The sequence below is a fragment of the Comamonas sp. BIGb0124 genome (genome assembly GCF_003752175.1).
In the GTDB taxonomy this organism is placed as follows: Bacteria; Pseudomonadota; Gammaproteobacteria; order Burkholderiales; family Burkholderiaceae_C; genus Comamonas_F.
This window is the reverse complement of sequence record NZ_RJVF01000009.1, coordinates 488,146-511,382: the sequence shown is the minus strand read 5'-3', so window position 1 is coordinate 511,382 and position 23,237 is coordinate 488,146. Positions and strand designations below refer to the sequence as shown.

The 23,237-nt window shown below is 62.6% G+C and carries 20 protein-coding genes, 1 tRNA gene and 1 pseudogene; 12 read left to right on the top strand and 10 right to left on the bottom strand.

The genetic code is table 11. The features are described 5' to 3' along the window. Positions 1-72 precede the first annotated feature (72 nt). The gene (locus tag EC845_RS08500; RefSeq protein ID WP_123297103.1) at positions 73-1,314 is read right to left on the bottom strand and encodes a PQQ-dependent sugar dehydrogenase; all 1,242 of its coding nucleotides are present in this window, start codon (positions 1,312-1,314) and stop codon (positions 73-75) included. Positions 1,315-1,518: 204 nt separating this feature from the next. Then, positions 1,519-3,117, bottom strand: a complete 1,599-nt coding sequence (locus EC845_RS08495) for a glucan biosynthesis protein (protein ID WP_123298007.1) — start codon at positions 3,115-3,117, stop codon at positions 1,519-1,521. A gap of 493 nt (positions 3,118-3,610) precedes the next feature. Here EC845_RS08495 and rpoH point away from each other — a divergent pair, with 493 nt between their 5' ends. From rpoH to EC845_RS08470, 5 genes are all read left to right on the top strand, one after another. Further along, positions 3,611-4,546: an RNA polymerase sigma factor RpoH gene (gene rpoH / locus EC845_RS08490; RefSeq protein ID WP_123297101.1), complete on the top strand. Its 936-nt coding sequence runs from the start codon at positions 3,611-3,613 to the stop codon at positions 4,544-4,546. 208 nt (positions 4,547-4,754) lie between these two features. Next, positions 4,755-5,738: a tripartite tricarboxylate transporter substrate binding protein gene (locus tag EC845_RS08485; protein ID WP_123297099.1), complete on the top strand. Its 984-nt coding sequence runs from the start codon at positions 4,755-4,757 to the stop codon at positions 5,736-5,738. 165 nt (positions 5,739-5,903) lie between these two features. Beyond that, complete coding sequence (gene folE / locus EC845_RS08480) at positions 5,904-6,608, top strand: GTP cyclohydrolase I (protein ID WP_123297097.1); 705 nt, start codon at positions 5,904-5,906, stop codon at positions 6,606-6,608. Between the two features lie 46 nt (positions 6,609-6,654). Then, entirely contained in the window at positions 6,655-7,080 is a 426-nt protein-coding gene (locus EC845_RS08475; protein WP_123297095.1) for a BLUF domain-containing protein, read from the top strand. A 107-nt stretch (positions 7,081-7,187) separates the two neighbouring features. Then, positions 7,188-7,264 (top strand) — tRNA-Met (locus EC845_RS08470). A gap of 112 nt (positions 7,265-7,376) precedes the next feature. On the opposite strand, the gene EC845_RS08465 is transcribed toward EC845_RS08470, so the two are convergent. Next, positions 7,377-8,465, bottom strand: a complete 1,089-nt coding sequence (locus EC845_RS08465; RefSeq protein WP_123298005.1) for an MBL fold metallo-hydrolase — start codon at positions 8,463-8,465, stop codon at positions 7,377-7,379. Positions 8,466-8,556: 91 nt separating this feature from the next. Then, the gene (locus EC845_RS08460; protein WP_123297093.1) at positions 8,557-8,994 is read right to left on the bottom strand and encodes a helix-turn-helix domain-containing protein; all 438 of its coding nucleotides are present in this window, start codon (positions 8,992-8,994) and stop codon (positions 8,557-8,559) included. Positions 8,995-9,226: 232 nt separating this feature from the next. On the opposite strand from EC845_RS08460, the gene EC845_RS08455 reads away from it, so the two are divergent. Next, on the top strand, positions 9,227-10,030 hold the full coding sequence (locus tag EC845_RS08455) for an SDR family NAD(P)-dependent oxidoreductase (protein WP_123297091.1): 804 nt from the start codon (positions 9,227-9,229) through the stop codon (positions 10,028-10,030). Between the two features lie 61 nt (positions 10,031-10,091). Further along, a complete protein-coding gene (locus tag EC845_RS08450) occupies positions 10,092-10,388 on the top strand; it encodes a YciI family protein (RefSeq protein WP_123297089.1) in 297 nt (98 codons plus the stop codon). A 51-nt stretch (positions 10,389-10,439) separates the two neighbouring features. Here the strand turns inward: EC845_RS08450 and EC845_RS08445 are convergent, their stop codons facing one another. Further along, positions 10,440-11,339 carry a LysR family transcriptional regulator gene (locus EC845_RS08445; protein ID WP_123297087.1) on the bottom strand — a complete coding sequence of 300 codons (900 nt, stop codon included), beginning with the start codon at positions 11,337-11,339 and terminating at the stop codon, positions 10,440-10,442. Between the two features lie 111 nt (positions 11,340-11,450). On the opposite strand from EC845_RS08445, the gene EC845_RS08440 reads away from it, so the two are divergent. After that, entirely contained in the window at positions 11,451-13,115 is a 1,665-nt protein-coding gene (locus tag EC845_RS08440) for a carboxylesterase/lipase family protein (RefSeq protein WP_233597989.1), read from the top strand. Positions 13,116-13,187: 72 nt separating this feature from the next. On the opposite strand, the gene EC845_RS08435 is transcribed toward EC845_RS08440, so the two are convergent. Continuing rightward, positions 13,188-14,084 carry a LysR family transcriptional regulator gene (locus EC845_RS08435; RefSeq protein WP_123297085.1) on the bottom strand — a complete coding sequence of 299 codons (897 nt, stop codon included), beginning with the start codon at positions 14,082-14,084 and terminating at the stop codon, positions 13,188-13,190. Positions 14,085-14,453: 369 nt separating this feature from the next. On the opposite strand from EC845_RS08435, the gene EC845_RS08430 reads away from it, so the two are divergent. Together EC845_RS08430 and EC845_RS08425 are read left to right on the top strand one after the other, a co-directional pair. Continuing rightward, positions 14,454-16,814, top strand: coding sequence for a membrane-bound PQQ-dependent dehydrogenase, glucose/quinate/shikimate family (locus EC845_RS08430; RefSeq protein WP_123297084.1), 2,361 nt, complete (start codon positions 14,454-14,456; stop codon positions 16,812-16,814). Between the two features lie 85 nt (positions 16,815-16,899). Continuing rightward, on the top strand, positions 16,900-17,937 hold the full coding sequence (locus EC845_RS08425) for a Bcr/CflA family efflux MFS transporter (RefSeq protein WP_199739754.1): 1,038 nt from the start codon (positions 16,900-16,902) through the stop codon (positions 17,935-17,937). Positions 17,938-18,006: 69 nt separating this feature from the next. Here the strand turns inward: EC845_RS08425 and EC845_RS08420 are convergent, their stop codons facing one another. Continuing rightward, positions 18,007-19,269 (bottom strand): type II toxin-antitoxin system HipA family toxin, encoded by a 1,263-nt coding sequence (locus EC845_RS08420; RefSeq protein ID WP_233597988.1) that lies wholly within the window; start codon positions 19,267-19,269, stop codon positions 18,007-18,009. Between the two features lie 20 nt (positions 19,270-19,289). Continuing rightward, on the bottom strand, positions 19,290-19,661 hold the full coding sequence (locus tag EC845_RS08415; RefSeq protein ID WP_233597987.1) for a helix-turn-helix domain-containing protein: 372 nt from the start codon (positions 19,659-19,661) through the stop codon (positions 19,290-19,292). Between the two features lie 311 nt (positions 19,662-19,972). Between EC845_RS08415 and EC845_RS08410 the strand changes: the two genes are divergently transcribed. Then, on the top strand, positions 19,973-20,302 hold the full coding sequence (locus EC845_RS08410) for a type II toxin-antitoxin system PrlF family antitoxin (protein ID WP_123297078.1): 330 nt from the start codon (positions 19,973-19,975) through the stop codon (positions 20,300-20,302). After that, positions 20,299-20,652, top strand: a pseudogene (locus EC845_RS08405) (type II toxin-antitoxin system YhaV family toxin); the annotation flags it as partial. The gene EC845_RS08410 and the pseudogene EC845_RS08405, both read left to right, overlap by 4 nt. 7 nt (positions 20,653-20,659) lie before the next feature. Here EC845_RS08405 and EC845_RS08400 read toward each other — a convergent pair. Then, on the bottom strand, positions 20,660-22,153 hold the full coding sequence (locus EC845_RS08400) for a carboxylesterase/lipase family protein (protein ID WP_123297074.1): 1,494 nt from the start codon (positions 22,151-22,153) through the stop codon (positions 20,660-20,662). Positions 22,154-22,160: 7 nt separating this feature from the next. After that, positions 22,161-23,156 (bottom strand): tripartite tricarboxylate transporter substrate binding protein, encoded by a 996-nt coding sequence (locus tag EC845_RS08395; protein WP_158615654.1) that lies wholly within the window; start codon positions 23,154-23,156, stop codon positions 22,161-22,163. Positions 23,157-23,237: the final 81 nt, after the last annotated feature.

Sequence of the window (23,237 nt, the reverse complement as noted above, 5' to 3'; positions counted from 1 at the left end):
CCCCGCCTGCCTTCACGGCTCACGGATGCGAGGTGCCGGACGATACCGGCACACCTCGCGCACGCGCCGCGTTCAAGGGGTGGATGCAGGCTTGAGCCGCAGCAATTGTGCACCGCTGCCGTCCGTCAGCACGTAGATCCATCCGTCCGGTCCTTGCCGGACATCGCGGATGCGTGCGCCCAGGTCGGCCAGCAGCTTGCTGCGCCGGCCGATGGTGGCCTGGTCGCCCGTGCCTTGCACCTGCAGGCGCTCGAGGTAATCGAACTTGAGCGAGCCGACCAGCAGATTGCCCTGCCAGCCCGGGCCGTAACGGTCGCTGGTGACGAAAGCCGTTCCCGAGGGTGCGATGGAGGGGGTCCAGTGCAGCAGGGGCTGGGCGAGTCCGGGGCCTTCGGATTCCCCTTTGCCGACCGCCGTGCCCGAGTAGTTGCGGCCGAACGAGACCAGCGGCCAGCCGTAGTTGCGGCCCGCGCGGGGGATGTTGATCTCGTCGCCGCCGCGCGGCCCGTGCTCGGTCATCCAGTAGGTGCCGTCCGGGGCCAGCGCCGCCCCCTGGGGGTTGCGATGGCCGTAGCTCCAGATCTCGGGCTTGGCATCGGAGCGCGACACGAAGGGGTTGTCGGCAGGCACGCCGCCGTCCTTGTCGATGCGCAGCACCTTGCCCAGGTGGCTTTGCAGGTTCTGGGCCTGCTGCGCCTGAGACGAACGCTCGCCCACGGCCAGCATCAGCTTGCCGTCGCGGGTCTCGACGACGCGGCAGCCGTAATGCATCTGGCTGGCGACCTTGGGCTGCTGCGAAAACAGCACCTTGACCTGCTCCAGCTGGCGGCGGTCGGCCGACAGGCGCGCCGAGGCCAACGCAGTCGAGTTCACGTTTCTCACGCCATCGGCCTGACCGGGTTCCGAGTAGCAGAAATAGATCGTGCGGTTGCGGGCGTAGTCACTGTCGGTGATGACATCGAGCAATCCGCCCTGCCCCCCCACCACGACGGGCGGCACGCCTTGCACGGGCTCGCCGGCCCGTCCGTCGGCTTCGATCACACGCAGTTGCCCGCCCCGCTCGGTGACGAGAAAACGGCCGTCTTCGATAAAGGCCACCGCCCAAGGCTGGGCCAGATCCCGGGCAACCACCTCGGTTTGGATGGGATCGGTGGCTTCGGCAGCCTGCGCCCAAGCGCCGGAATGCACACCGGCGCCTGCCAGCAAAGCGGTCAGTACGCCGAGATGCGCAAGCCGGAGAGCCGGCGCGGCTCGCAAGACCTGCACGGACGACGCAGGGGATGAAGAGGATGGGGGGTGGAACGACGACGGCATGCGAAACAACTCCTTGGGGGTGAAAGGTGATGGGTACGGGGCCCGTGATGGGCAGACACGTACCGCAGCGCCAGCGAAGCTGTTGTTGGTTTTTTTAGGGTCGCATGGGCCCTGCCGGATCAGTGTGGCACGGTTTAAAAGACCGCGCACGGCACCGTTGGAACAGGGGCCGGCGTCCGACAAGCCGCAAGCCCGTGCCCCGGATCAGAACGGATGGAACTGGTAGAGCCAGGTCTCGGTCAGCGTCTCGTCGCCGTTCTTGAGGAACAGGCGCATGTCGACCGGATCGTTGCCCGCCGGCGTGAAGTCGAACTGGGCGCGCCAGTGGCCGGCCTCGCCGTCGGGGATGGCTTCGGCAAAGACATACGAGAACTGCCCGGACGAGGCCGACAGCACCAGCTCGGGCTTGACGCCGAACGGCAGCTTGCCCAGCGAGCCGCCCTTGAACTCGACCATGAACTTGCGCACGCCGGCCGGCCGCGGCTGGCCCGGCTGGCCGCCGCGCCCGATGCGTGTGCCGGTGCAGCGCGCCAGCGGCGAGGGATAGGGCTCGTCGGCCATCCAGTGCAGGCGGTAGCTCAGCTTGTACGCCTTGCCCGCGCGGGCCGACTCCTTGGGCACCCAGAAGGCCACCACGTTGTCGTGAATCTCGTCGTCGGTCGGAATCTCGATGAGCTGCACCGCACCTTCGCCCCAGTCGCCCAGCGGCTCGACCCAGAGGCTGGGCCGGCGTTCGTAGTGCACGCCGTCGAGGTAGTTGCCGAACTGGCGGTCACGCTGCATCAGGCCGAATCCGCGGGGCTTGGTGTCGCCGAAAGCGGATGCGGTGGTTGCCGGCGGATTGTTGAGCGGACGCCAGATGCGCTCGCCCGAGCCCGTCCACAGCGCCAGGCCGTCCGAATCGTGCACTTCCGGGCGCCAGTCGATGCCGGTGGGCTTGACCGACTCGGAGTACCAGAACATCGAAGTCAGGGGCGCAATGCCCAAACGGGCCACATCCTTGCGCAGGAAGAGCTGGCAGTCGATGTCCATGATCACCGCCTTCTCGCGTTTCATCACGAACTTGTAGGCGCCCGTGATGCTGGGACCTTGCAGCAGCGCATAGACCACCACCGAGGTGCTGTCGTTGGCTGCCGGCGGCTCGAAATAGAAGTGCGTGAAGTTGGGAAACTCCTCGGGCTTGTCGGGCATGGCGACATCCAGCGCGATACCGCGGGCCGACAGGCCGTACTGATAGAGCTCGCCGATGGCGCGGAAATAGCTCGCCCCCAGGAAAGCCACCCAGTCGTTCTGTTTCCAGTCCAGCTTGCTCTGGTCGGCCAGACGGGATTCCTGGAAACGGAACCCCGCAAAACCGGCGCCGTCGGGCATCTGGTGCGCGGGGCTGTCGGCGGGCATGTCGAAATAAGACGCGTCGTACAGCAGCTCGCGTGCAAACCAGTTCGAGCCCGAACGCCCCAGCGTGTGCATGTGGACCGGCTCCTGGAAAAACCGGCCCAGATGGAAAAACGTCACCGGGAACTGGCCTGGGCCGTCGCGGAAGACGGCATCGTCCGTCTGGTACTTGATCTTGCCGTGCTGCTCGTAGTCGATGCGTTCGAGCACGTCCTTGGGCAGATTGCTGGTGCTGGCGTAAGGCTTGGCAGCCAGCGCCTGCGCACGGGCCACCAGCGATTCGAAAGAAAAAGGCTGAGGTCCGCTCAGCTTGAGCCCTTGCTGGGCCAGAGCGGCTGCAGGCAGCCCCAGTGCGGCCAAGGCAAGGGAGGAACTGGCGGCGGACAAGAATTGGCGGCGATCCTGCATGGCGTGGTCGAGATCCTTCGTGAACTGCAAAAAAATCCGGCCACCGTGCACTCCTGGCGCAAGCGTGCCGCATGCCTCATGTCGCATGCCGCGTCTGGCAGGGGCCCCGGCGGTGTTGCACGGATGCTACCAGCGGGCCTGCCGTCGGCCGCGTCAGACAAGGCCGGTTCTCCCCCAGCGCCGCCACCCACGCACACGGCCTGCACCGACGCCCGAAACCGCCCGCGTCCGCATGCGCAAAACCGGCGCATGCGGCATAGTGAGGGACTAAATCGGCGATCAAGATTTTCTAGCGCTGCCCGGGGAACGGCCGGCTCGAGCGGGTGTCCGACAGGAAACCCAAGCCTGGCGCGGCCTGGCGCGCGACGATGCGAGCCCGGAAGGCCCAACGGCCCCGGTGCCGGGGAACTTGGCGCTTAGCACTCAATCCTAGAGAGTGCTAATATGTCTATCCGTGACACGGTCACGACGGTTATTGAAAGGAGTTTCTGGTATGACACACCAAACTGGAGCCTCTGCGAACGCTTTGACGGTTGCATCTCCCTGGGCAGTCGTGCCCCCGCTGGGCAACCTCGACGCTTATATTTCGGCGGTGAACCGCCTGCCGCTGCTCACGCAAGAAGAAGAGCAGCGCTTTGCCCGCGAACTGCGCGACGACAACAACCTCGAATCGGCCGGCAAGCTGGTGCTCTCGCACCTGCGCCTGGTGGTTTCGGTTTCGCGCCAGTACCTGGGCTACGGCCTGCCGCATGGCGATCTGATCCAGGAGGGCAACGTCGGCCTGATGAAGGCCGTCAAGCGCTTCAACCCCGATCAGGGCGTGCGGCTGGTCAGCTACGCCCTGCACTGGATCAAGGCAGAGATTCACGAGTACATCCTGAAGAACTGGCGCATGGTCAAGGTCGCGACGACCAAGGCCCAGCGCAAGCTGTTCTTTAATCTGCGGTCGATGAAACAAGGCCTCAAGGCCGATGCCGTCGATTCGGAAACCCATCGCGCTACGCTGACCGAGCAGGAAATCGACCTCGTCGCCAGCCAGCTCAACGTCAAGCGCGAAGAGGTGATGGAGATGGAAATGCGCCTGTCGGGCGGCGATGTGGTGCTCGATCCGGCACCCTCGGCCGACGGCGAGGACAGCTACGGCCCGATCGCCTATCTGGCCGACCTGCAGGACGAGCCGACGATGCGCCTGGAAGCCACCCAGCGCGATGCCATGGCCACCGAAGGCCTGGTGGCCGCACTCGATGTGCTCGACCCCCGCAGCCGCCGGATCGTCGAGGAACGCTGGCTCAAGGTCAACGACGACGGCTCGGGCGGCATGACGCTGCATGAGCTGGCTGCCGACTACAAGGTCAGCGCCGAACGCATCCGCCAGATCGAGGTGGCGGCCATGAAGAAGATGAAGAAGGCCCTGGCAGCCTACGCGTAAGCGCCTGCCCTGCCCTTCCAAGCCCGCTGCGCCTCGAGCCCAGCGGGCTTTTTCATGCGTGAGACGCCGGCGTGTCGGCAGCCCATCCAGGCGTCCCCCGGGACTTTCCTCTTCAGGCTAATTACCGGTCGAGGCACAATAGCGCGCCACGCGCGAGCCCGGCCCGTGCGTGGGCGCGAGACACACGATCCATCCGAAGAGACCTATCATGCGACGCAAACTCCTCCTCCTGGCCGCGGCCACCACGCTTTCCACCTGGGCCGGCGCACAGCAGGCCGCACCGGCCGCTGCCGACAACTGGCCGACACGGCCCGTGCGCATTCTGGTGGGCTTTCCGGGCGGCTCGTCGCCCGACATCACCGCCCGCCTGATCGCCGAGCCGCTTTCGAAGGCGCTCGGCCAGCCGGTGTATGTCGAGAACAAGCCCGGCGCCAGCGGCAACATCGCCGCCGACCAGGTCGCCAAGGCCCAGGACGGCCATACGCTGGGCCTGATGATCAACGGCAACATGACCATTGCCAAGCTGCTCAACCCGCGCACGCCCTACGATCCGCTGAAGGACCTGGCGCCCATCAGCTTCATCGGCTCGGCCCCCCTGGTGCTGACGGCCGCCAACAGCGTGGCGTTCAACGACATTGCCGGCTTCTTTGCGGCGGCCCGCAAGGCCGGCGACCAGTGGAGCTACGGCAGCCCCGGCATCGGCACCGTTTCGCACCTGGGCATGGAACTGCTGGCCGGGCAGACCGGCATCAAGCCCGTGCATGTGCCCTATCCCGGCAACCCGCAGGTGATCAACGGCATGCTCGCCGGTGAACTGCAACTGGCCCTGCTGCCGCCCGGCCTGGCGTTGCCCCAGATCCAGGCCGGCAAGATCAAGCCCGTGGGCCTGAGCTCGAAGGGCCGCAGCCCCGTGGCACCCGGCCTGCCCAGCCTGGCCGAAGGCGGTGTGAAGGACTACCAGGTGGAAGTCTGGAACGCCGTGGCCGGACCGGCCAACATGCCCAAGGAGCGTGCACAGCGCCTGTCGACGATCCTCACCGAAATCCTGCGCCGCCCCGAGATTCGTGAAAAACTGCTGGCCCAGGGCTGGCAAGTGGTCGCCGGCTCGCCGGAAGCGCTGGCACGCCGCATGCAGGCCGACACCGCGCAGATGGGCGCCGTGATCCGCTCGCGCAACATCCGCGTCGAGTAATCGCGCTGGCCGATCGGGCCGGCGGCATGGGGAATTCCTGTTTTCGTAGCGAGTGCAGGCCGTTCTCCATGCCATGCATCGACAATCCCCCTCCATGCAGTGGCTTGGGAAGGCTGTTACCATCCGACCCAGCTTTTTAGTGGCACTGCCAGAAACCTCTCAGTCATGTCAGAAGATTCCAACGCCGGCGACGGCGTGCCCCTGTCGGTCAAGATCCGCGAGCGCGTGAAAGCGGCCCGCCAGCGTTTCCACGCCAACGACAACATTGCCGAGTTCATCCAGCCCGGCGAGCTCGAACTGCTGCTCGACGAAGTCGAAGGCAAGATGAAGGGTGTGCTCGACAGCCTGGTGATCGATACCGAGAACGATCACAACACCAACGACACGGCCCGGCGCGTGGCCAAGATGTACCTCAACGAGGTGTTCGCCGGTCGTTACAAGGCGGCACCGCCCATCACCGAGTTCCCCAACGCCGAGCACCTCAACGAGCTCATGATCGTGGGCCCGATCACCGTGCGCAGCGCCTGCTCGCACCACTTCTGCCCCATCATCGGCAAGCTGTGGGTGGGCGTGCTGCCCAACGAACACACCAACGTCATCGGCCTGTCGAAGTACGCGCGCCTGGCCGAATGGATCATGTCCCGTCCGCAGATCCAGGAAGAAGCCGTGGTGCAACTGGCCGACCTGATCATCGAAAAGACCCGCCCCGACGGCCTGGCTTTGGTGATCGAGGCCGAGCACTTCTGCATGGCCTGGCGCGGCGTGAAGGAACTCGACAGCCGCATGATCAACTCGGTGATGCGCGGCGTGTTCCTCAAGGACCCCAACCTGCGCCGCGAGTTTCTGTCGCTGATCCGCGGACGCGACTGATAGAACAACAAACCGCCCGTCCTTTCATTCGAACAAGGAATCCACCATGCTGGTCCGCCTGCTTTATGCCAGTCACGCCGTGGCCGACTGCCCCGGCAACGCCATCGAAGCCATCGTCGCCAAGGCGCGCAGCTTCAATCCTTCGCACGGCATCACGGGCATCCTGTGCTACGGCGACGGCGTGTTCCTGCAGGCGCTGGAAGGCAGCCGCCAGATGGTGAACGAGCTCTACGGCCATATCCTGCGCGACGCGCGCCACGAGCGCATCGAACTGCTGGATTACGAAGAGATCAGCGAACGCCGTTTTGCCGGCTGGACCATGGGCCGCGTCGACCTCAGCAAGCTCAACACCACCGTGGTGCTGAAGTACGCCGAGCAGCCTCGCCTCAACCCCTATACCCTCTCGGGCAAGGCGGCGCTGGCACTGCTCGAAGAACTGATGGCGACGGCGTCGATCATCGGCCGCGCCTGAAAAGACTGCGCAGGGGGACTGACCGGACAAGCGGTTTTTCTGATTCGGCTTGATCGGCATGCCAACTTTGTGGCTATAATGACGGTCTTCGCTGCACAGCAGTGATCGGCGCTTTAGCTCAGTCGGTTAGAGCGATGGAATCATAATCCACAGGTCCGCGGTTCGAATCCGTGAAGCGCCACCAGAAACAGCATGGAAAGCCCGCTATCCCAAAGGTAGCGGGCTTTTTCTTTGGCGGTTCGATGGAAGGCGATGGGAGGCACAAGAATGTGCCGGCCTGTCGCGATCGACGTGGCCTACCGCAATCCGCGCCACCACAGGGCGTTGCTTCGATCGCTGCCCACGGTCAGCACCTCGCCGATTTCAGGGGTGGCCAGGGTGATGTTGTTCTCCATGGCGAGGGTGGTCAGGCGCTCCATGGGCTCTTGCCAGGCATGCAGGGCCAGCGAGAACGTGCTGTTGTGCACGGGGTACATCACCCTGCCGCGCAGATCCATGAAGGCGCGCACCGACTCTTCGGGAGTCATGTGCACCGAAGACCAGTTCTCGTTGTAAGCGCCGTTCTCGACCATCGCCAAGTCGAAGCCACCGAAGCGTTCGCCGATTTGTTTGAAGCCTGGAAAGTACCCAGTATCGCCGCTGTAGAAGATGCGCTCGCCGCCGCTCTCGATCACCCATGAGGCCCACAGCGTCGTGCCGCGGTCCCACAGGGTCCGGCCCGAAAAATGCTGAGCCGGTGTGGCGGTCACTTTCACACCGTGCAGTTCGCCTTCCTGCCACCAGTCGAACTCCTGGATCTTCTCTGGCGCCACGCCGGCTTGGCGCAAGCGCCCACCCACACCCAGCGGAACGAAAAAACGCTGCACCTGCTCGCGCAACGCACGAACGGTTGCAAGGTCGAGGTGGTCATAGTGGTCGTGCGAAAGAATGACACCTTCGACGGGAGGCAGATCGGCCAGCGGAATGGGCGTCGGGTGAAAGCGCTTCGGTCCGGCCCATTGCACCGGCGATGCCCGCTCGCTGAACACCGGGTCGATCAGCCAGTACTTTCCGTTCAGTTTCAGCAGGTGCGACGAATGGCCGAGCCGCACCACATGCGTGGTTTCGGGATCGAGCAAATCGAGCTGGGCCCGATCGAGCATGCGCATGGGGATCCGATCGATCGGCTCGGTGCCGACCTTGGAACCCAGCAAGAACTTGGCCCAGTTCATGAGCCCCCCCTGCGACGGTTTGGCATCGGGGTTGGGCGTGTTGTGAAAGCGGCAGTCATCGCCGAATTGGGGAGAAGCCGAGAAGCCCGGCTCACAGCGGGAGGCCGACAGGCAACCCGTGGTCGCAAAACCCGCCAGCAGGGCAACAAACCAGGCACGGAAAGGTAAACGCATGTTCTGAGCAGTCTGGGTCAAAGAGGGCCGGACGATGCCGGTCAATAGAGTATGTATCCATCGCTGCAGGTGCAGCCAGCGCCTGCCTGCTTCAATCCGGCATCGCCATGCGGATCGGACGTGTGCCGATCTCCGCGCCGGTCACGGCATCCACAGCCATCGGCTCGAGGTCGGTCCCGGTCTCAGCATCCAGAAACCGCATCAACCGGCCTTCGCCCCGGTGCTTGCGACCCCAAGCGCCGATCATGAAGAGCACAGGCAGGTAGTCGCGTCCCGCCTCGGTCAGAACATATTCCTCACGCGGCGGCCGCTCGGAGTAGAGACGCTTCTCCAGCAGGTTCTCTTCTGTGAGTGTCGCCAGGCGCTTGGTCAGCATCGTCGGCGCGATGCCCAGGCTCTTTCTGAACTGATCGAAACGTGTCAGTCCCGCATTGGCATCCCGCAGGATCAGCATCGTCCAGGCATCTCCGAGGACGGCCAGGCTGCGTGCGATGGGACAGGTGCTTTCAGACGATTTTTCCGAGTTCATATCTTTTTAGTATTGACTGACTACCGAAACGATACTAACATGCGCTCGACATCGCGTCCAGCCGGCCTCGTTCGAAAGGAGCCCATGAACAGCGCGGGTCCCGGTATTGCAGCGATCAACACCTGCAGCAGGCGTGTGTCGAACGGCCCTGCTGCTCAACCGCAGAGCCAGGCACATTCATGCGTGGCTCTCAGAACCTCCCAGCCATTTGCACGTTTCGAAGCGTTATCCAATGAAAAAAACAGTATTGATCACGGGCGCATCGTCGGGCTTCGGCCTGCTGCTCGCCAACAGCCTGCATCGGCAAGGCTTCGAGGTCATCGGCACCAGTCGCGAGCCCGAAAAACATGCGGACAAGGTGTCCTTCAAACTGCTGCGCCTGAACATCGACGACGAACACTCCATCGGTGCGTTCACGGAAGAGCTGTCCCGCCACATCGACCAATTGGATGTGCTGGTCAACAACGCCGGCTACATGGTGACCGGTCTTGCCGAAGAAACGCCCATCGCGCTGGGCCGGCAGCAGTTTGAAACCAACTTCTGGGGAACGGTCAAAGTCACGAATGCCTTGTTGCCTCGTTTGCGGGTACAGAAGCAAGGACAGATCATCACGGTCAGTTCCATCGTCGGCCTGATCGGTCCGCCCAACCTGTCCTACTACACCGCCTCGAAGCACGCTGTCCAAGGCTATTTCAAGTCGCTTCGGTTCGAACTGGACCCGTTCAACATCCGGGTCAGCATGGTCGAGCCGGTGTGGTTCAAGACCAACCTCGCTCACCACGCCGTTTCTCAAACAAGCGGCCGTATCGCCGACTACGACGTCTACCGCAAGCAAGCAGACGCCGCAACGCAAAAGGGCATCGACGAAGCCGAAGCGCCCGATGCCGTGATCGAGACCATCGTCAAGCTGATCGAGACCCCAAAACCGAAGTTCAGCAACCCGGTTGGAAAGATGACCGGAATGATCCTGTTCCTGCAGCACTATCTGCCAAAGATGTTTGAAGGCGCGATTCGGAAAAGCGTCCGGACAGCCTAGACCGCCAGGTCATTGCAGCGTTTCAGATGAAACGCCTTCCACTCATTCACAAGGATTCATCATGAAATTTTATTTGTGCAAATTCATACCGCCCCGTGCAGACTTTCTCTCCACCCTGTCTGCCGATGAGCAGGATTGGATGAAGCAGCACGCTGCCTATATGAACCGGCTTCTCGAACAAGGCTCGATCGTGGCGCACGGTCCGGTCATCGACGAGAACGGCGGTTATGGCGTGTCGCTTTACCAAATCGCCGACGAGCAGGATATCGCCGCGCTGACATCACAAGACCCCATCGTGAAAAACGGCGTCGGTCACTACGAACATTACAAGATGCTCGGTTTGAAGGCACGCGGCTGAGCCCGGCTCGCCTGACCCCGGGGCTTCGAGTCAAGGCCCACGCCGTGCTGTTTATGCGCCCTGGCGGTGGCGAAGCGCTTCGACGACGAGGGCAAACGCCGGGGACATTTGGCGTCGGCTCGGAAAATACAGGTGAAAGCCCGGGAAAGGCGCGCACCAGTCGTTCAGTACGCTGACCAGTTTGCCCGCTTCAATGTGCGGGCGAGCCTGGTCTTCCGGCATGTAGGCGAGTCCGAAACCGGAGAGCGCTGCGCGCAGTCGTAGCTTTCCGCTGTTGAACGTCAAACGGCCCGAGACACGCACGTTGTACTCGCGGCCCGCTTTCTTGAACTCCCATACCGACAGGCTCTTCGATGTCGGCAAACGGATGTTGATGCAGTCATGTCCCGTCAGATCCGGCGGCCTGACCGGCCGAGACCGATTGGCGAAATAGTCGGGTGATCCGACCACAGCCATGCGCATGTCCGGTGTGATTCGGACGGCGATCATGTCCTTCTCGACCTGTCCGCCCAGGCGTACACCGGCGTCGTAGCGATCGGCGACGATGTCTGTCAGCGATGCGTCGGATGAAATCTCCATCTGGATCTCGCTGTGCTCTCGCAGCAGATTTTCGAGTTTTGGCCATACCACCGCATCGGCGACCGCTTCGCTCGAGGTGATGCGGATGGTGCCCGAAGGCCGGCTGTTGAGGTCGTGCAGGCTCGCCAGCTCCGCATCGATGTCGCCCAACCGGCTCGACGTGGTCTGCAACAGCCGCTCGCCCAAAGCCGTCGGCGAAACGCTGCGCGTGGTGCGGGCCAGCAAGGAGAGGCCCAGTCTTTCCTCGAGGCCCCGTATCGTCTGGCTGAGCGCGGACGGTGTCACGCCCAGTTTCTTCGCGGCGCGCGTGAAACTGCGCTCCTGACCGACCGCGACGAAAGCGGCCAAGTCGTCATAAAGCTTCTGTTGCATTTGTTAGCTCAGCTAAATAGCTCATAAATATTGCAGCATATTGTTGTCATAGCGACGCGGCCGTATTCTGACGCGAAGCGCTTTGCGCCGACACACGCATTGAAAGGCCGCATGTCATTTGTTCCCACTACCCCTCGCCGCCAGTTTCTGTCCATCGCGGGAGCGGCCATGGCCTTGCCCGCCTTATGGGCCGGTTCGGCGGCCGCGGCGATGCAACCAGCGGTGATCGAGACGCGCGACGGAAAGCTCCGGGGGGTGCGCAGCAACGGCGTCTACAGTTTCAAGGGGGTGCCTTATGCGGCGGATACCGGCGGCGCCAACCGTTTCCAGGCACCTCGACCGGTGGCCAAATGGACCGGCATCCGGGACGCCACAACGTATGGCGCGATGTCTCCGCAGATCAAATCCGGCATGGGTGGAGACGAGCTGTTCGAGTGGTATGAGCAAAAGGAACCGCTCGGGGAAGACTGCTGCGTTCTCAATGTCTTTACCCGGGGTCTGGACGCCGGTGCCAAGCGGCCCGTGATGTTCTACATCCATGGCGGCGGCTACATCAACGGCGGTGGCGCCGGCGAGGCCCTCGATGGCTCGAACCTCGCGAGTTTCGGCGACGTGGTCGTGGTGACGATCAACCACCGCCTCAATGCCTTCGGCTACACCCAATTGTCGCACCTCGACGCCGAGCGTTTCGGCGATGCCGCGAACGCAGGCCACCTCGACATTCTGGCCGCACTCGAATGGGTGCGGGACGCCATCGCCACGTTCGGTGGCGACCCGGGCAATGTCACGGTGTTCGGGCAGTCCGGCGGCGGTTCGAAGATCATGGCCCTGCTGGGCATGAAAAAAGCCCAGGGCCTGTTCCATCGCGCGATCAGCATGAGCGGCGCGGCGGGGCTCGCCATCGATCCCGCATCCGCCATGCAGCCTTATGTCGACGCCCTGGTGAATGAACTGGGACTGTCGGCGGGCCACCTCGAAGCGATGCAGCGTATCCCCTTCGAGGCTCTGCTGGCAGCGCGCTCGCGAGCCGTCAGACAATCGGGACTCGAGGGCGCGCGCCCAGTGATCGATGGCCGGCACATCACCACGCAGCCGATGAGCGTCGAAGGACTCGCCACGCACGCGCAGGTGCCGCTCATGGTGGGATGCACACGCACCGAAGCGTCGCTTTTCTTCCGCGACGACATGCGGAATTTCGCGTTGTCCGAAGCGCAGATGCGGGAGCGGATGCGCAGGGTGTTCAAGGTCGACGACGGAACGATCACCGCCATCATGAAAGCCTACCGCGAGGCGGAGCCTGCGATGTCGCCGTCCGACATCCTGATCGCCGTTGCATCGGATGTGCAGTTCCGGCGTCCGCTCACGCGTGCGGCCGAGACCAAATCGGGTGCGGCTGGCCAGGCGCCGGTCTACGTCTACAACTTCAATTGGACCATTCCCGCCCTGGGCGGCCTGCTGGGTGCGCCGCACGCGGTCGACATTCCATTCGCCTTCGGAACAGTCGACAAGGCTCGTGCCATGACGGGCCCAGGCGCAGCGGCGTTCGAGACCTCGATGAACATGATGGCCGCATTCGTGGCCTTTGCGCGCACCGGGCGACCCGACAACGACCGCATGCCGGCGTGGCGTCCGTACACCGCATCGAGCCGCACCACGATGCTGATCGACGCCGAATGCCGTGCAGTCACCGGCTACCGCGCCGCCGCCACAGTCGCCATCCAGGACCTGCGGATCGATCCGTTCAATCGCGCCGCGCTTTACCGCTTCTCTGCATAAGGGCGCGCGCAACCGAAGGGGCGGAGCATGGGCCGCCCCCCCCCCATCGAGCCGATGCCAACGGTGGCCGGCTCACGAGCCGTGATGTCTCAGGGTATCGACCAGAAGTGAAAAGGCAACCGACATCTGCCTGCGGCTGGGGTAATACAGATGAAAACCCGAGAGCGTGGGGCTCCACTCCGGCAAGATGCGGATCAGGTCTCCTTTCGCGACATATTCCGTCACGTAATCTTCCGCAACGGCAACGATTCCGTGGCCATCGAGTGCCGCAGTCACCAACGCCGGAATATTGTTGAACACGAGTCGCCCGGACAATCGAAGCTGTATCTTCTTGCCCCGCTTGATGAAGTCCCAGGGCAGTATGCGTCCTGTCAACGGTCGTCGGTACGTGAGGCACGCGTGGTCGACAAGATCGTGCGGGGATCGCGGCATCGTCCTGCCGGCCAGGTACTTGGGCGAAGCCACAAAAGACTTGAGCAGATCGGGCGAGATGCGGACGGCGACCATGTCCTTGTCGATGTCGTCGCCTAGGCGTATGCCTGCATCGAACCGTCCGTCCACGATGTTCGGGCCGGCAGGATCCACTTCGATCTCGACTTGCACGGCCGGATAGGTCTTCATGAATTTGGAGAGCTTGGGCCAGAGCACGACCTGCAGCGCGTGCTCGGAGGTACTGATGCGAATCGAGCCTGCCGGCTCCTCACGCAGGTGCCCGATCGTCCCCAGTCTTTCTGCAATCGATTGGAATGACGATTGCAAGGTGTCGAGCAGTTGTTGCCCGGCCTCGGTCGGCGAGACGCTTCGTGTCGTCCGGTTGAGCAGGCGAACCCCGAGCCGTGTTTCAAGACGCCTGACGGCATGACTCAGTGCCGATTGGGATGTGCCGAGCCGGATCGAGGCCTTGGTGAAACTGCGTTCTTCTGCAACGGTCGCGAAGGCGTTCAGGTCGACGATGTCTTCACGCTGCATGGTTTGATCTTTTGCGACAAGACGAACGGATGGCGAAAGAACCGCCTGATTTCATGTCGTATGAATTCTTCATTCATTGATGAATTTTGAGTATAGGCGATTTGCACTTTCATCGATTTATCGATGGGCCGCAGCTCCCTACAATCGCCGAGATTCACCTGGCCGTCATGGCCCGCATCGGCGGGCATCCATGCTGCCGAGCACCCTCGAGGCCGGCAGGACGACTCTTTTCCGCTATATGCCGCGCTGGCATCCGCAGGAGTCGGCGTGCCGACTATCCATGCTCAGGATTAATTTCAGGCTTGTGGTGAGCCTCCCTGCGGCGACGTGCGGTCAGGCGATGTATTCAACGAAAGGCTGTGAGACGAAATGAAAAAATTAGCCGTTCAGGCATTGGGGCTGTTCCATTTCCTGGTGGGACTCGTATTGCTGGTCGGAGGTGCGTACCTGATCCGTCTCGATGGGTCTGCGTTCTATTTCTGCGCAGGGCTGGCACTGTGCGTGACGGGTGCGCTGTTCGCTCGCCGCAAGCCCGTCGCCCTGGCGGTGCTTGCAGCAATCGCCATCGCCACAGTGCTGTGGTCGGTGTGGGAGGTCGGCTTCGACTTCTGGGGTCTGGTGCCCCGTCTGAGCTGGATCCTGGTGCTGTGTATCCTGGCTTCGCTGGTGGCTCCGGGCCTGCTGCAAGGTCGTGGAAAACGCGCATCTGCCGCGGTGTGCCTCGTGCTCGTCCTCTTTTCGGCAGTGGGATTGCTGCAGATGTTCGAGCCCCATGGTCAGATCCTCGACCCTGTGGCAGAGCGCAACCTGACGCCGACCAGCCCCGGGCAGGGCAACCAATGGACGCACTACGGCAAGAACTCCTTCGGTACCCGCTATGTGGACGCCCAGCAGATCACACCGGCCAACGTGAAAGACCTCGAAGTCGCCTGGACCTTCCGGACCGGACACGTGGCGGGTCCCGGCGCGGAAGACCAGAACACGCCGCTTCAGATCGACGGCACCTTGTACGCCTGCACGCCGTACAACAAAGTGATCGCCATCGACGGCGAGACCGGCGCTGAAAAATGGAGTTTCGATCCCGATATCTTTGGCGGCAACAACACCAACAGAAGTCGCAACCGCTGTCGCGGGCTGGCTTATGTGCAGGCAGAACCCGCCCCTGTCGCCAGCAACGGCTCTGCCGAGCCGGCTGCTGCGCTGTGCCGCGCACGGATCGTGCTGAGCACGCTCGATTCGCGATTGATCCAGTTGGATGCGGCCACGGGCCAGGTGTGCACGACCTTCGGCAAGAACGGCGAAGTCGACCTGACCATCGGCATGGGCCACATCGAGCCCTACTTTTACCTGCCGACGTCCGCTCCCACCGTGATGCGCGGAAAGATCATCGTCGGTGGCTGGGTGTGGGACAACCGGTCCGTCGACGAGCCCTCCGGTGTGGTGCGGGCCTACGATGCCATGACCGGCGATCTCGCCTGGGCCTGGGATCTGGGCAATCCCGACAACTCGTCCTACCCCGAACCGGGCAAGACCTATACGCGCACCACGCCCAATGTCTGGAGCACACCGTCTTTCGACGACGCATTGGGCCTGATCTACCTGCCCACCGGCAACCAGACGCCCGACTACTGGGGAGGCCAGCGCAGCCCGGAAAGCGAAGCCCACAGCTCTTCCGTGGTGGCCCTCGACATCCAGACAGGCAAGGTTCGCTGGAAGTTCCAGACCACGCACCACGATCTGTGGGACTACGATGTCTCTTCGCAACCCCTGCTGTACGACATTCCCACTGAAACCGGTACGGTTCCGGCCCTGATCCAGTTGACCAAGCGGGGCCAGATCTTTGTGTTGAATCGCCAGACCGGCGAGCCCGTCACCGAAGTGGTGGAACGCCCCGTTCCGGGCGGCGCAGATCCGAGCGACTGGACCGCTCCCACCCAGCCTTACTCGGTCGGCATGCCTGCAGTCGGAGCCGAACCGTTGACCGAGAAACGCATGTGGGGTGCCAGCATCATCGATCAGATGCTGTGCCGCATCGAGTTCAAGCGTCTGCGTTACGAAGGTGAGTTCACGCCGCCGAGCACCGTCGAGTCGCTTCAATATCCGGGCAACTTCGGCGGTTTCAACTGGGGAAGCGGAGCAATCGACGAACGACGTGCCATTCTTTATGCCACCGACATCCGCATGGCACAGCGCTACCAACTGGTTCCGTCTGCCGATTTCGATGCGGTTTCGCGCAAGCTGCGGACGGGCGAGTCGATGGCACGACAAGCCGGTACGCCGTTCGCCATCAAGCAAGGTCCGTTGATGTCGCCGTTGGGCATTCCTTGCAATCAGCCGCCGTTCGGCACGATGACGGCCATCGACCTGGTCGGCAAGAAGATCGTTTGGCAGCGGCCCATCGGAACGATCAAGGACAGCGCGCTTCCCGGTGGCTTCGTATCGCCGCTGCCCGTTGCGATCGGCATGCCCCCCATGGCGGGTCCGGTCGCAACGGCATCGGGACTCGTGTTCTTTGCCGGAACCCAGGATTACTACCTGCGTGCGTTCGACTCGAAGACGGGTGAAGAGGTCTGGAAATCGCGCCTGCCGGTGGGCTCCAACGCAACGCCCATGTCGTACACCGCACCGTCCGGCCGCCAGTTCATTGTCATCAACGCAGGAGGCGCTGCACGCAGCCCTCGCGATCGAGGCGACTACATCATTGCCTACGCACTGCCTGCTGCGCGTTGAAGCCAGGCGACGGATCAAAAGGGGGTGAGAGCCCCCTTTTTCGTTTTGACTGTCGAAGCCCGTTCGAGGCCCCCCCGTGATCGCCATGAACCACAAAGCCATCGCTCCTCGCGATCCAGATTGCAACCCAGATCCCCGTGCGCCGGGCGGCATCTCTGCAGGGTTCTTCATCGCGTTGCTGAGCGCGTTGATGGCCTTTACCTCGCTGTCGACCGACATCTACCTGCCTGCAATGCCGCAAATGCAACGCGATCTTCAGGGCAATGTCGAGCTGACCATCACCGGCTTCCTGATCGGATTCGCAATCGCCCAACTGATCTGGGGACCGATCAGCGACCGCATCGGGCGGCGCAAGCCGCTGTTGATCGGGATCACGCTGTTCATCGTGGGATCGATCGGCTGTGCGCTTTCGCAGTCGATCGGCGAGATCGTGTTCTGGCGGATGTTCCAGGCCTTCGGTGCCTGCACCGGGCCGATGCTGGCGCGTGCCATGGTGCGCGACTGTTATGGCCGGACTCGCGCGGCCGAGATGCTCTCGACCCTCACCGTCATCATGGCCATCGCGCCGATCGTCGGTCCGCTGCTCGGAGGCCAGATCATCCGCATCACCACGTGGCATGCGATTTTCTGGCTGCTGGCCGCCGTTGGCATGCTCATGCTGCTGTGCTTGCGCCGGCTGCCCGAAACCCATGCCCCGTCGCGTCGCGCGACCACGCCGGTCTGGCATGCGCTGAGCGACTATGCCGTGTTGCTTCGTCAGCCGCTCTTCATGCGCTACACGCTGTGCGTCACACTCTTCTACGCTAGACGGCGCACCCGAGCGCGCCGGCTCCGCGGCCGCGCTGATCGGGGCTCTGCAGTACGGCAGCGGCATCGTCTCGTCGCTGTTGCTCGCCTGGCTATCGGACGGTACGCCCATCGCCCTCGTCGGCGTCATGGCCGTGTTCGCGCTGGCGGCTGTCGCGATGGCCTTTTGGCCTGCGGGGCGGCTGTCCGAGAAAGACTAGTTTGGATTCAGGGCGGCCTGCAGGGCTTGGATGCGGGCTTGGTGGAATGCATTGACGCACTGACAGACGGTATTGAGGTTGAACGGGATGCAGCGCTGTCGGCCGATGATGAGTGAAGAAGGCGCCTTGCGCTGACGACCCCTGCGGACTTTGGTTTTGTCGAGCGAACCATGTCGTTCTACACGCTACGCGCGAGCGTCTAAAAGGGCCTGTCTCTGCTGCTTGAGTGCATCGCGGTCGATGCTGGCCGTGAGCAATTCCATGTCGCCCGGACTGACGCCCCGTTCGATGAAATGCGCTGCCCATTGATCAACGACGGAGGCCACCTCTTTCATCAACGCTATGGCGCGGGGCATCTTGATGCCGTATTCATTGATCTGGGTGAGTGCGTTTTCGAGGCTCGATTCCGAACCTGCGGTGCCCACGATGAGGGCCTGATAGCCCAGGTTTTGCAAGCTGGGCACAACGTCGTAGGCGGGCGTGAGGTCGTGGTAGCCATCGGCGAGGTTGAGACTGATGCTGTGGTTGCGCTCATGGTCGTCGGTGTTGTCGATGAGGATGTTGAAGACCATGCGCTTGAACAGTTCCTCGCGCATGGCAATCTGCCGGTCCGGGTGGCCCAGGCGCAGCAGGATGGTGGCCAGATTGCCGTAGCTGTGCTCCAGGCCTGCAGCGCGCAGGGCAGTGTGAGCGGACTGGCAGTGCACCCGATAGGGGCCCATGCGGTCGAACCGCTCGATCGTGAGCGCATGCCGCGCCTTGCCATAGCGTGGCGGAAGCGGCAGTACGGCAGTCTGGGCGACAGACAGGCCGGCCCGGGCCGCCAGCGTCATGGTGGCATGTTCGATGAGTGGCGTGTCCACGGGGTCGTCCAGCTCGCCGAACTTGATGATGACGGATGCGCCGTTATCCGTCTGCAGCAATGCCTTGGGCCGCGCGCCACCGAGAGTGACGCCTGGCTGGATCAGACGCCGGATGTCTTCAGTGACGGGAGCCTGGGTCTGGACATCGTCCACCGCTGCGGCCAGTTGAGCCAGATCCTTCAACTGTGGATACGGCCCGAGGTCGCGAGGAATGTATTGCTCTGCCGAGGTGGAGATGCTCAGTGCACCAAAGCGGTCGTCGCCTGCAAAGAGCAGCATTTCCAGAATGGACAGTCGCGCAGGCCTGTCGATGTGGCGAATGATGCGCTCGCCCCAACGGTCGGGGCGCGCATCGTCGAGCGCGCCGGGAGCGGTGTTTCTCTCGCCGGTAGTGAAGATCTGCCCCAGGATGATGGGCATGTCTTCGCTGAGTGCCAAGTTCCGCCAGTCTGGCGCATACGTGAAGGTGGCACAGTCGGCAACCAGGCGCGAAAGACCGACCTCGCCCACCAGCGTAGGCGACAAAGGGTTGATCATCGCCCACACATAGAGCCTGTCTTGCGGTATGTAGGTGCGCGGCGACACCGCGTTGATGGCGGGCCGGGTCATATCTTTTCAAGCTCCGACTTGGCCAGCAGGGCCGCCAGACCGGATACGACGCTTGGCGAAGCCATATCGGGCAGCTTTTTTGTACCGCCCACAGACTTGCCTCGCCTGGCTCGCACCTTGGCCACTTCTTGCTCCAGCGACGCATGATCGTTCTGCGGCGCAATCAGGTTGGCCAGCCCGCCGGCTTGATTGATCAGCCACATGCACATCACATACGAGGCCATGGCGACAGATGGGTCACCGCGCTCGATGCGCGCCATGGTGGGCTGCGAGATGCCCAGCTTTCTGGCCCATTGAGCCTGAGACTCGCCGCGCCGCTTGCGGGCGATGACGATGTTCTGCGCAAGCTGCTCGATCTGGTGCAGCACGGCTCGCGGGTAGTCTGAGGGAGGGGTGTTCTGACGAGGCATTCATAGATGTTAGTCTTTTTATTGAAATATGCAAATCTATGAATCAATCATCTTAAAAACTCCACCATGCGGGAAGCCAGACCGTTGTCTGAGCGCTTGAGTCAAACCATCTGACATCGGCACCGACTGACATCGCAACACAGCACTCGAAACACCTGCCTCACGCGCGCCGTGCTCGTCGGGGCCTATTCACCGGCCTTCCCTGCGCCTGATTTGACGAGGCAATGCAATCGCATAACCATGCCCCATACCTTTCCGGAGACCTCGCCATGCCTGCGACACTTGAAGCCGAATCCACGCTGACCGACCGCCACCAAACCACGGTTCCGGCAACCGTGCGCCGAGCCCTGCGCCTGGGCAAGCGCGACAAGATTCGCTACACCGTTCGCCTCAGTGGTGAAGTGGTTCTGACGCGTGTCGATGCCACCGAGGATGCCGACCCTGCTATCGGAAAATTTCTCGATTTCCTGGCTCAAGACATCACCAACCATCCCGAGCGCCTGCAGAGCTTGGATGCAGGCCTGGTGGAACGCATTCACGCGCTGACAGGTGGCATCGCGGTTGACCTGGATGCGGCGCTGTCAGCGGATGATGAATGAAGGCGGCACCCCTCGCTGTTCCTTTGGTCATTCATGGCTGGGCGGTCTTTGCTCATCCATTGTTCGTCGATCAGCTTGAAAGCCTGAACCGACAAGTGGAGGCACTGCGAAAAATAGACCCGATCGGGTACGTCAAGAAGAATGCGACGAAACGGCTGACAGCGATCTCCAAGCTGGCGTTTGACGAGATCCCGCGAGATCCGGCGCGACCTGAGTTTCGGCAAGGCAACACGCTGGGTGACGTCCACAAGCACTGGTTCCGCGCCAAGTTCTTCCAGCAGTATCGGCTGTTCTTCCGGTTCCATGCCGCCTGCAAAGTGATCGTGCTGGCCTGGGTCAATGACGCCGACCCGTTCGTCAACAAATGCCGCGATGATCTTCGCCGAACTGACAATGAACATCGAAATGCATGAGGGAAGCGCTTGCGGTGCCATGCGATGGCCAACCGGGACACCCCTCTTTGACGAAGCCAACCCAGGCGTCGTGCATTGTTCTGGCAAGCGAAACCGGCGCACCTGGCCCGGCGATCTCATCACCAGCCCTTGTGGCTACTTGCCCGAAGACGAATGGGATCTCGATGCCGTGGGCCGCACCCAATCTTCCGTCGTATTTCGGCGATGACCAATCGAACTCATAGAGGTAGGCCGGAATTCCCGCAGCGCTGGCAATTTCGGCAATCCTGCGGGCGGGGGCGCGATAGAAGTAGTCCGACTGCATGGCACAGAGTGCCTCTCCCGGTGAACGTCCTGCGCCAGTGGTCGAATCGATGGCGTAACGGCATGCCACCTCGGCGGTCATGCCCACATCACGCACAAATTCCTGCAGATCGGCCGCGGTGGTGCGCTCCATGGCACCAGTGGGAACGGCGTACAGTCGCATCTCCTCGCGATTGCATCCGACCAGCACTGAAAGTCTGGGCGAACGAATGGCCCATGCATTTGCCATTGACTGCAAGGGTGGTGCAGTGAGAACCGTCCCGTCCACTACGGCCCTGATCGGAAAGAAGTTGCGCGTGTTGAATCCGAAGCTTCGGCGCAGGGCGGGGTCGTCCGCCAGCCGCTTGAGCGTAGCCACCAAAGCCGGCAACGGCACTGCCGAGAGGGCTTCCCGAGTCAGCGGCACGGCCATAAGCGCAGCAATGGCGGTCGCCGCCACATCGGCCTCGGCGGGCGTGTGGGTGGCCAGGCTCGGGCTTTGCAGGATCACTCTATGGAAAAGCCCTTCGGCGCAGGGCATGCCCATCAGGCATGCGATAGCGCCGGCGCCAGCGGAGCCGCCGGCAACGGTGACGCGGGAGGGGTCGCCACCGAACGCCGCAATATTGTCTTGCACCCATTGAAGCGCTGCAATCTGGTCAAGTAGCCCACGGTTAGCCTGAGTTCCCGGCACCACCATGAAGCCATCCACGCCCACGCGGTAGTTCACCGACACGAAGACGATGCCGTTCCTTGCGAAGGCGGCCCCGTCGTACACCGGATCGGCAGCGTCGCCACGCATGTAGGCGCCGCCGGGAACCCATACCATGACTGGGCGACCATCGGCCGCATCAGTGGGTGCCCAGATGTTCAGGGCTAGGCAGTCTTCCGCGCCGAACATCGAAGCACCCGGTACACGCGCCGCCTGAGGAGAGGCGGGTGCGTAGGTCAACGCCGGCCTGACACCGGCCCAGGGCATTACGGGCTCTGGCGGTTCGAAACGCAGAACTCCAAAAGGGGCTTGCGCATACCGAATGCCCCGATAAACCGCAATCCCATCTTCCAGCAGACCCATCAACACGCCGCCATGGTCTAAGGATGTCTGAACTGTGATCCGGGGTTCAGATGGCGGTACACCGCAGCGGTCACTGTCCATGGCCGTATCACTCAGCAAGATCTAACCTTTCGATCATGGGTTTAAAAACCGCCGTATACCGGTCCGTCCAGAGTTTCACGTCGGAAGGGGACGATTTCACGGGAACGGCATTGATGGCCTCCATACGGGTGCCGTACGCCTCGGAAGCAACGCACTTGGCAGTCACGTCGCCAAGCCTCTTCAACACATCGGATGGCGTTCCGGCCTTGGCCACCAGCGCCAGCCATCCCGGCAACGCCATTTCCTTCGAGCCGGTCAGCTCGAGGATGGTTGGAACCTGCGGGAATGCCTTATCGCGGGCCTCCGTGTAGATGGCCAACGGAATCATCCGACCGTCCTTGATCAGCGGCGCGGCGGTTCCGGAGGTCACCGTCATGATCTGAATCTGACCGCCCATTAGCGCTGTCACAGCCGCGCCTTCCCCAACGAAGGGCACATGCGTGCTTTCCACCGTCAGTTGCTGCGCCACACCAGCGGTCAGCAGATGCGCTGGGCTTCCTTTACCAGGGGATCCGAAATCGATTCCGCCGGCCGCCTTCTTCGCTACCGCGGCAATGTCCGAATACTGCTTGATGCCACTTTGGACGCTAGCAACCAGCAGCAACGGTGAAGTGCTCAGCACGGTAATGCCATCGAAATCTCGTTGCGGGCTGTACGGGAGCTGTTTGTAGATATAGGGCGTTATCGTCATCTGCGACATCCCCACCGTCATGATGTTGTAGCCATCGGCTGGCTGGCTTTTCAAGAAATTTGTCGCAAGCACGCCATTGGCGCCTGGTTTGTTGAGAGTCACGATGGACTGTCCAAGCTCACGCGACGCGCAGTCGGCCCACACCCGGCTGATGGCCTCGGACTGGCTACCGGGCGGCTGCTGTGCAATCAGCTGAATCACCCGGTTGGGATAGACCGGCGTCTCAGCGGACGCATAGGTGACAGGCAGTGCTAAGGCAAACCCGATCAATTTCCCGACAGTGATCAAGGTTCGATGATTCGCTTTGTTCAAGATGTGTCCCCATTGGTTTGAATAGTTGACGTCAATCGCTTGGCCTGAGGCGCCTGTTTGCACAGCGGCGCATCGGGGCGC

Excerpts from the sequence above, each read along its gene's own strand:
- EC845_RS08500 (WP_123297103.1), bottom strand. The coding sequence starts at position 1,314 with ATGCCGTCGTCGTTCCACCCCCCATCCTCTTCATCCCCTGCGTCGTCC.
- EC845_RS08495 (WP_123298007.1), bottom strand. The coding sequence starts at position 3,117 with ATGCAGGATCGCCGCCAATTCTTGTCCGCCGCCAGTTCCTCCCTTGCC.
- rpoH (WP_123297101.1), top strand. The coding sequence starts at position 3,611 with ATGACACACCAAACTGGAGCCTCTGCGAACGCTTTGACGGTTGCATCT.
- EC845_RS08485 (WP_123297099.1), top strand. The coding sequence starts at position 4,755 with ATGCGACGCAAACTCCTCCTCCTGGCCGCGGCCACCACGCTTTCCACC.
- folE (WP_123297097.1), top strand. The coding sequence starts at position 5,904 with ATGTCAGAAGATTCCAACGCCGGCGACGGCGTGCCCCTGTCGGTCAAG.
- EC845_RS08475 (WP_123297095.1), top strand. The coding sequence starts at position 6,655 with ATGCTGGTCCGCCTGCTTTATGCCAGTCACGCCGTGGCCGACTGCCCC.
- EC845_RS08465 (WP_123298005.1), bottom strand. The coding sequence starts at position 8,465 with ATGCGTTTACCTTTCCGTGCCTGGTTTGTTGCCCTGCTGGCGGGTTTT.
- EC845_RS08460 (WP_123297093.1), bottom strand. The coding sequence starts at position 8,994 with ATGAACTCGGAAAAATCGTCTGAAAGCACCTGTCCCATCGCACGCAGC.
- EC845_RS08455 (WP_123297091.1), top strand. The coding sequence starts at position 9,227 with ATGAAAAAAACAGTATTGATCACGGGCGCATCGTCGGGCTTCGGCCTG.
- EC845_RS08450 (WP_123297089.1), top strand. The coding sequence starts at position 10,092 with ATGAAATTTTATTTGTGCAAATTCATACCGCCCCGTGCAGACTTTCTC.
- EC845_RS08445 (WP_123297087.1), bottom strand. The coding sequence starts at position 11,339 with ATGCAACAGAAGCTTTATGACGACTTGGCCGCTTTCGTCGCGGTCGGT.
- EC845_RS08440 (WP_233597989.1), top strand. The coding sequence starts at position 11,451 with ATGTCATTTGTTCCCACTACCCCTCGCCGCCAGTTTCTGTCCATCGCG.
- EC845_RS08435 (WP_123297085.1), bottom strand. The coding sequence starts at position 14,084 with ATGCAGCGTGAAGACATCGTCGACCTGAACGCCTTCGCGACCGTTGCA.
- EC845_RS08430 (WP_123297084.1), top strand. The coding sequence starts at position 14,454 with ATGAAAAAATTAGCCGTTCAGGCATTGGGGCTGTTCCATTTCCTGGTG.
- EC845_RS08425 (WP_199739754.1), top strand. The coding sequence starts at position 16,900 with ATGAACCACAAAGCCATCGCTCCTCGCGATCCAGATTGCAACCCAGAT.
- EC845_RS08410 (WP_123297078.1), top strand. The coding sequence starts at position 19,973 with ATGCCTGCGACACTTGAAGCCGAATCCACGCTGACCGACCGCCACCAA.
- EC845_RS08400 (WP_123297074.1), bottom strand. The coding sequence starts at position 22,153 with ATGGACAGTGACCGCTGCGGTGTACCGCCATCTGAACCCCGGATCACA.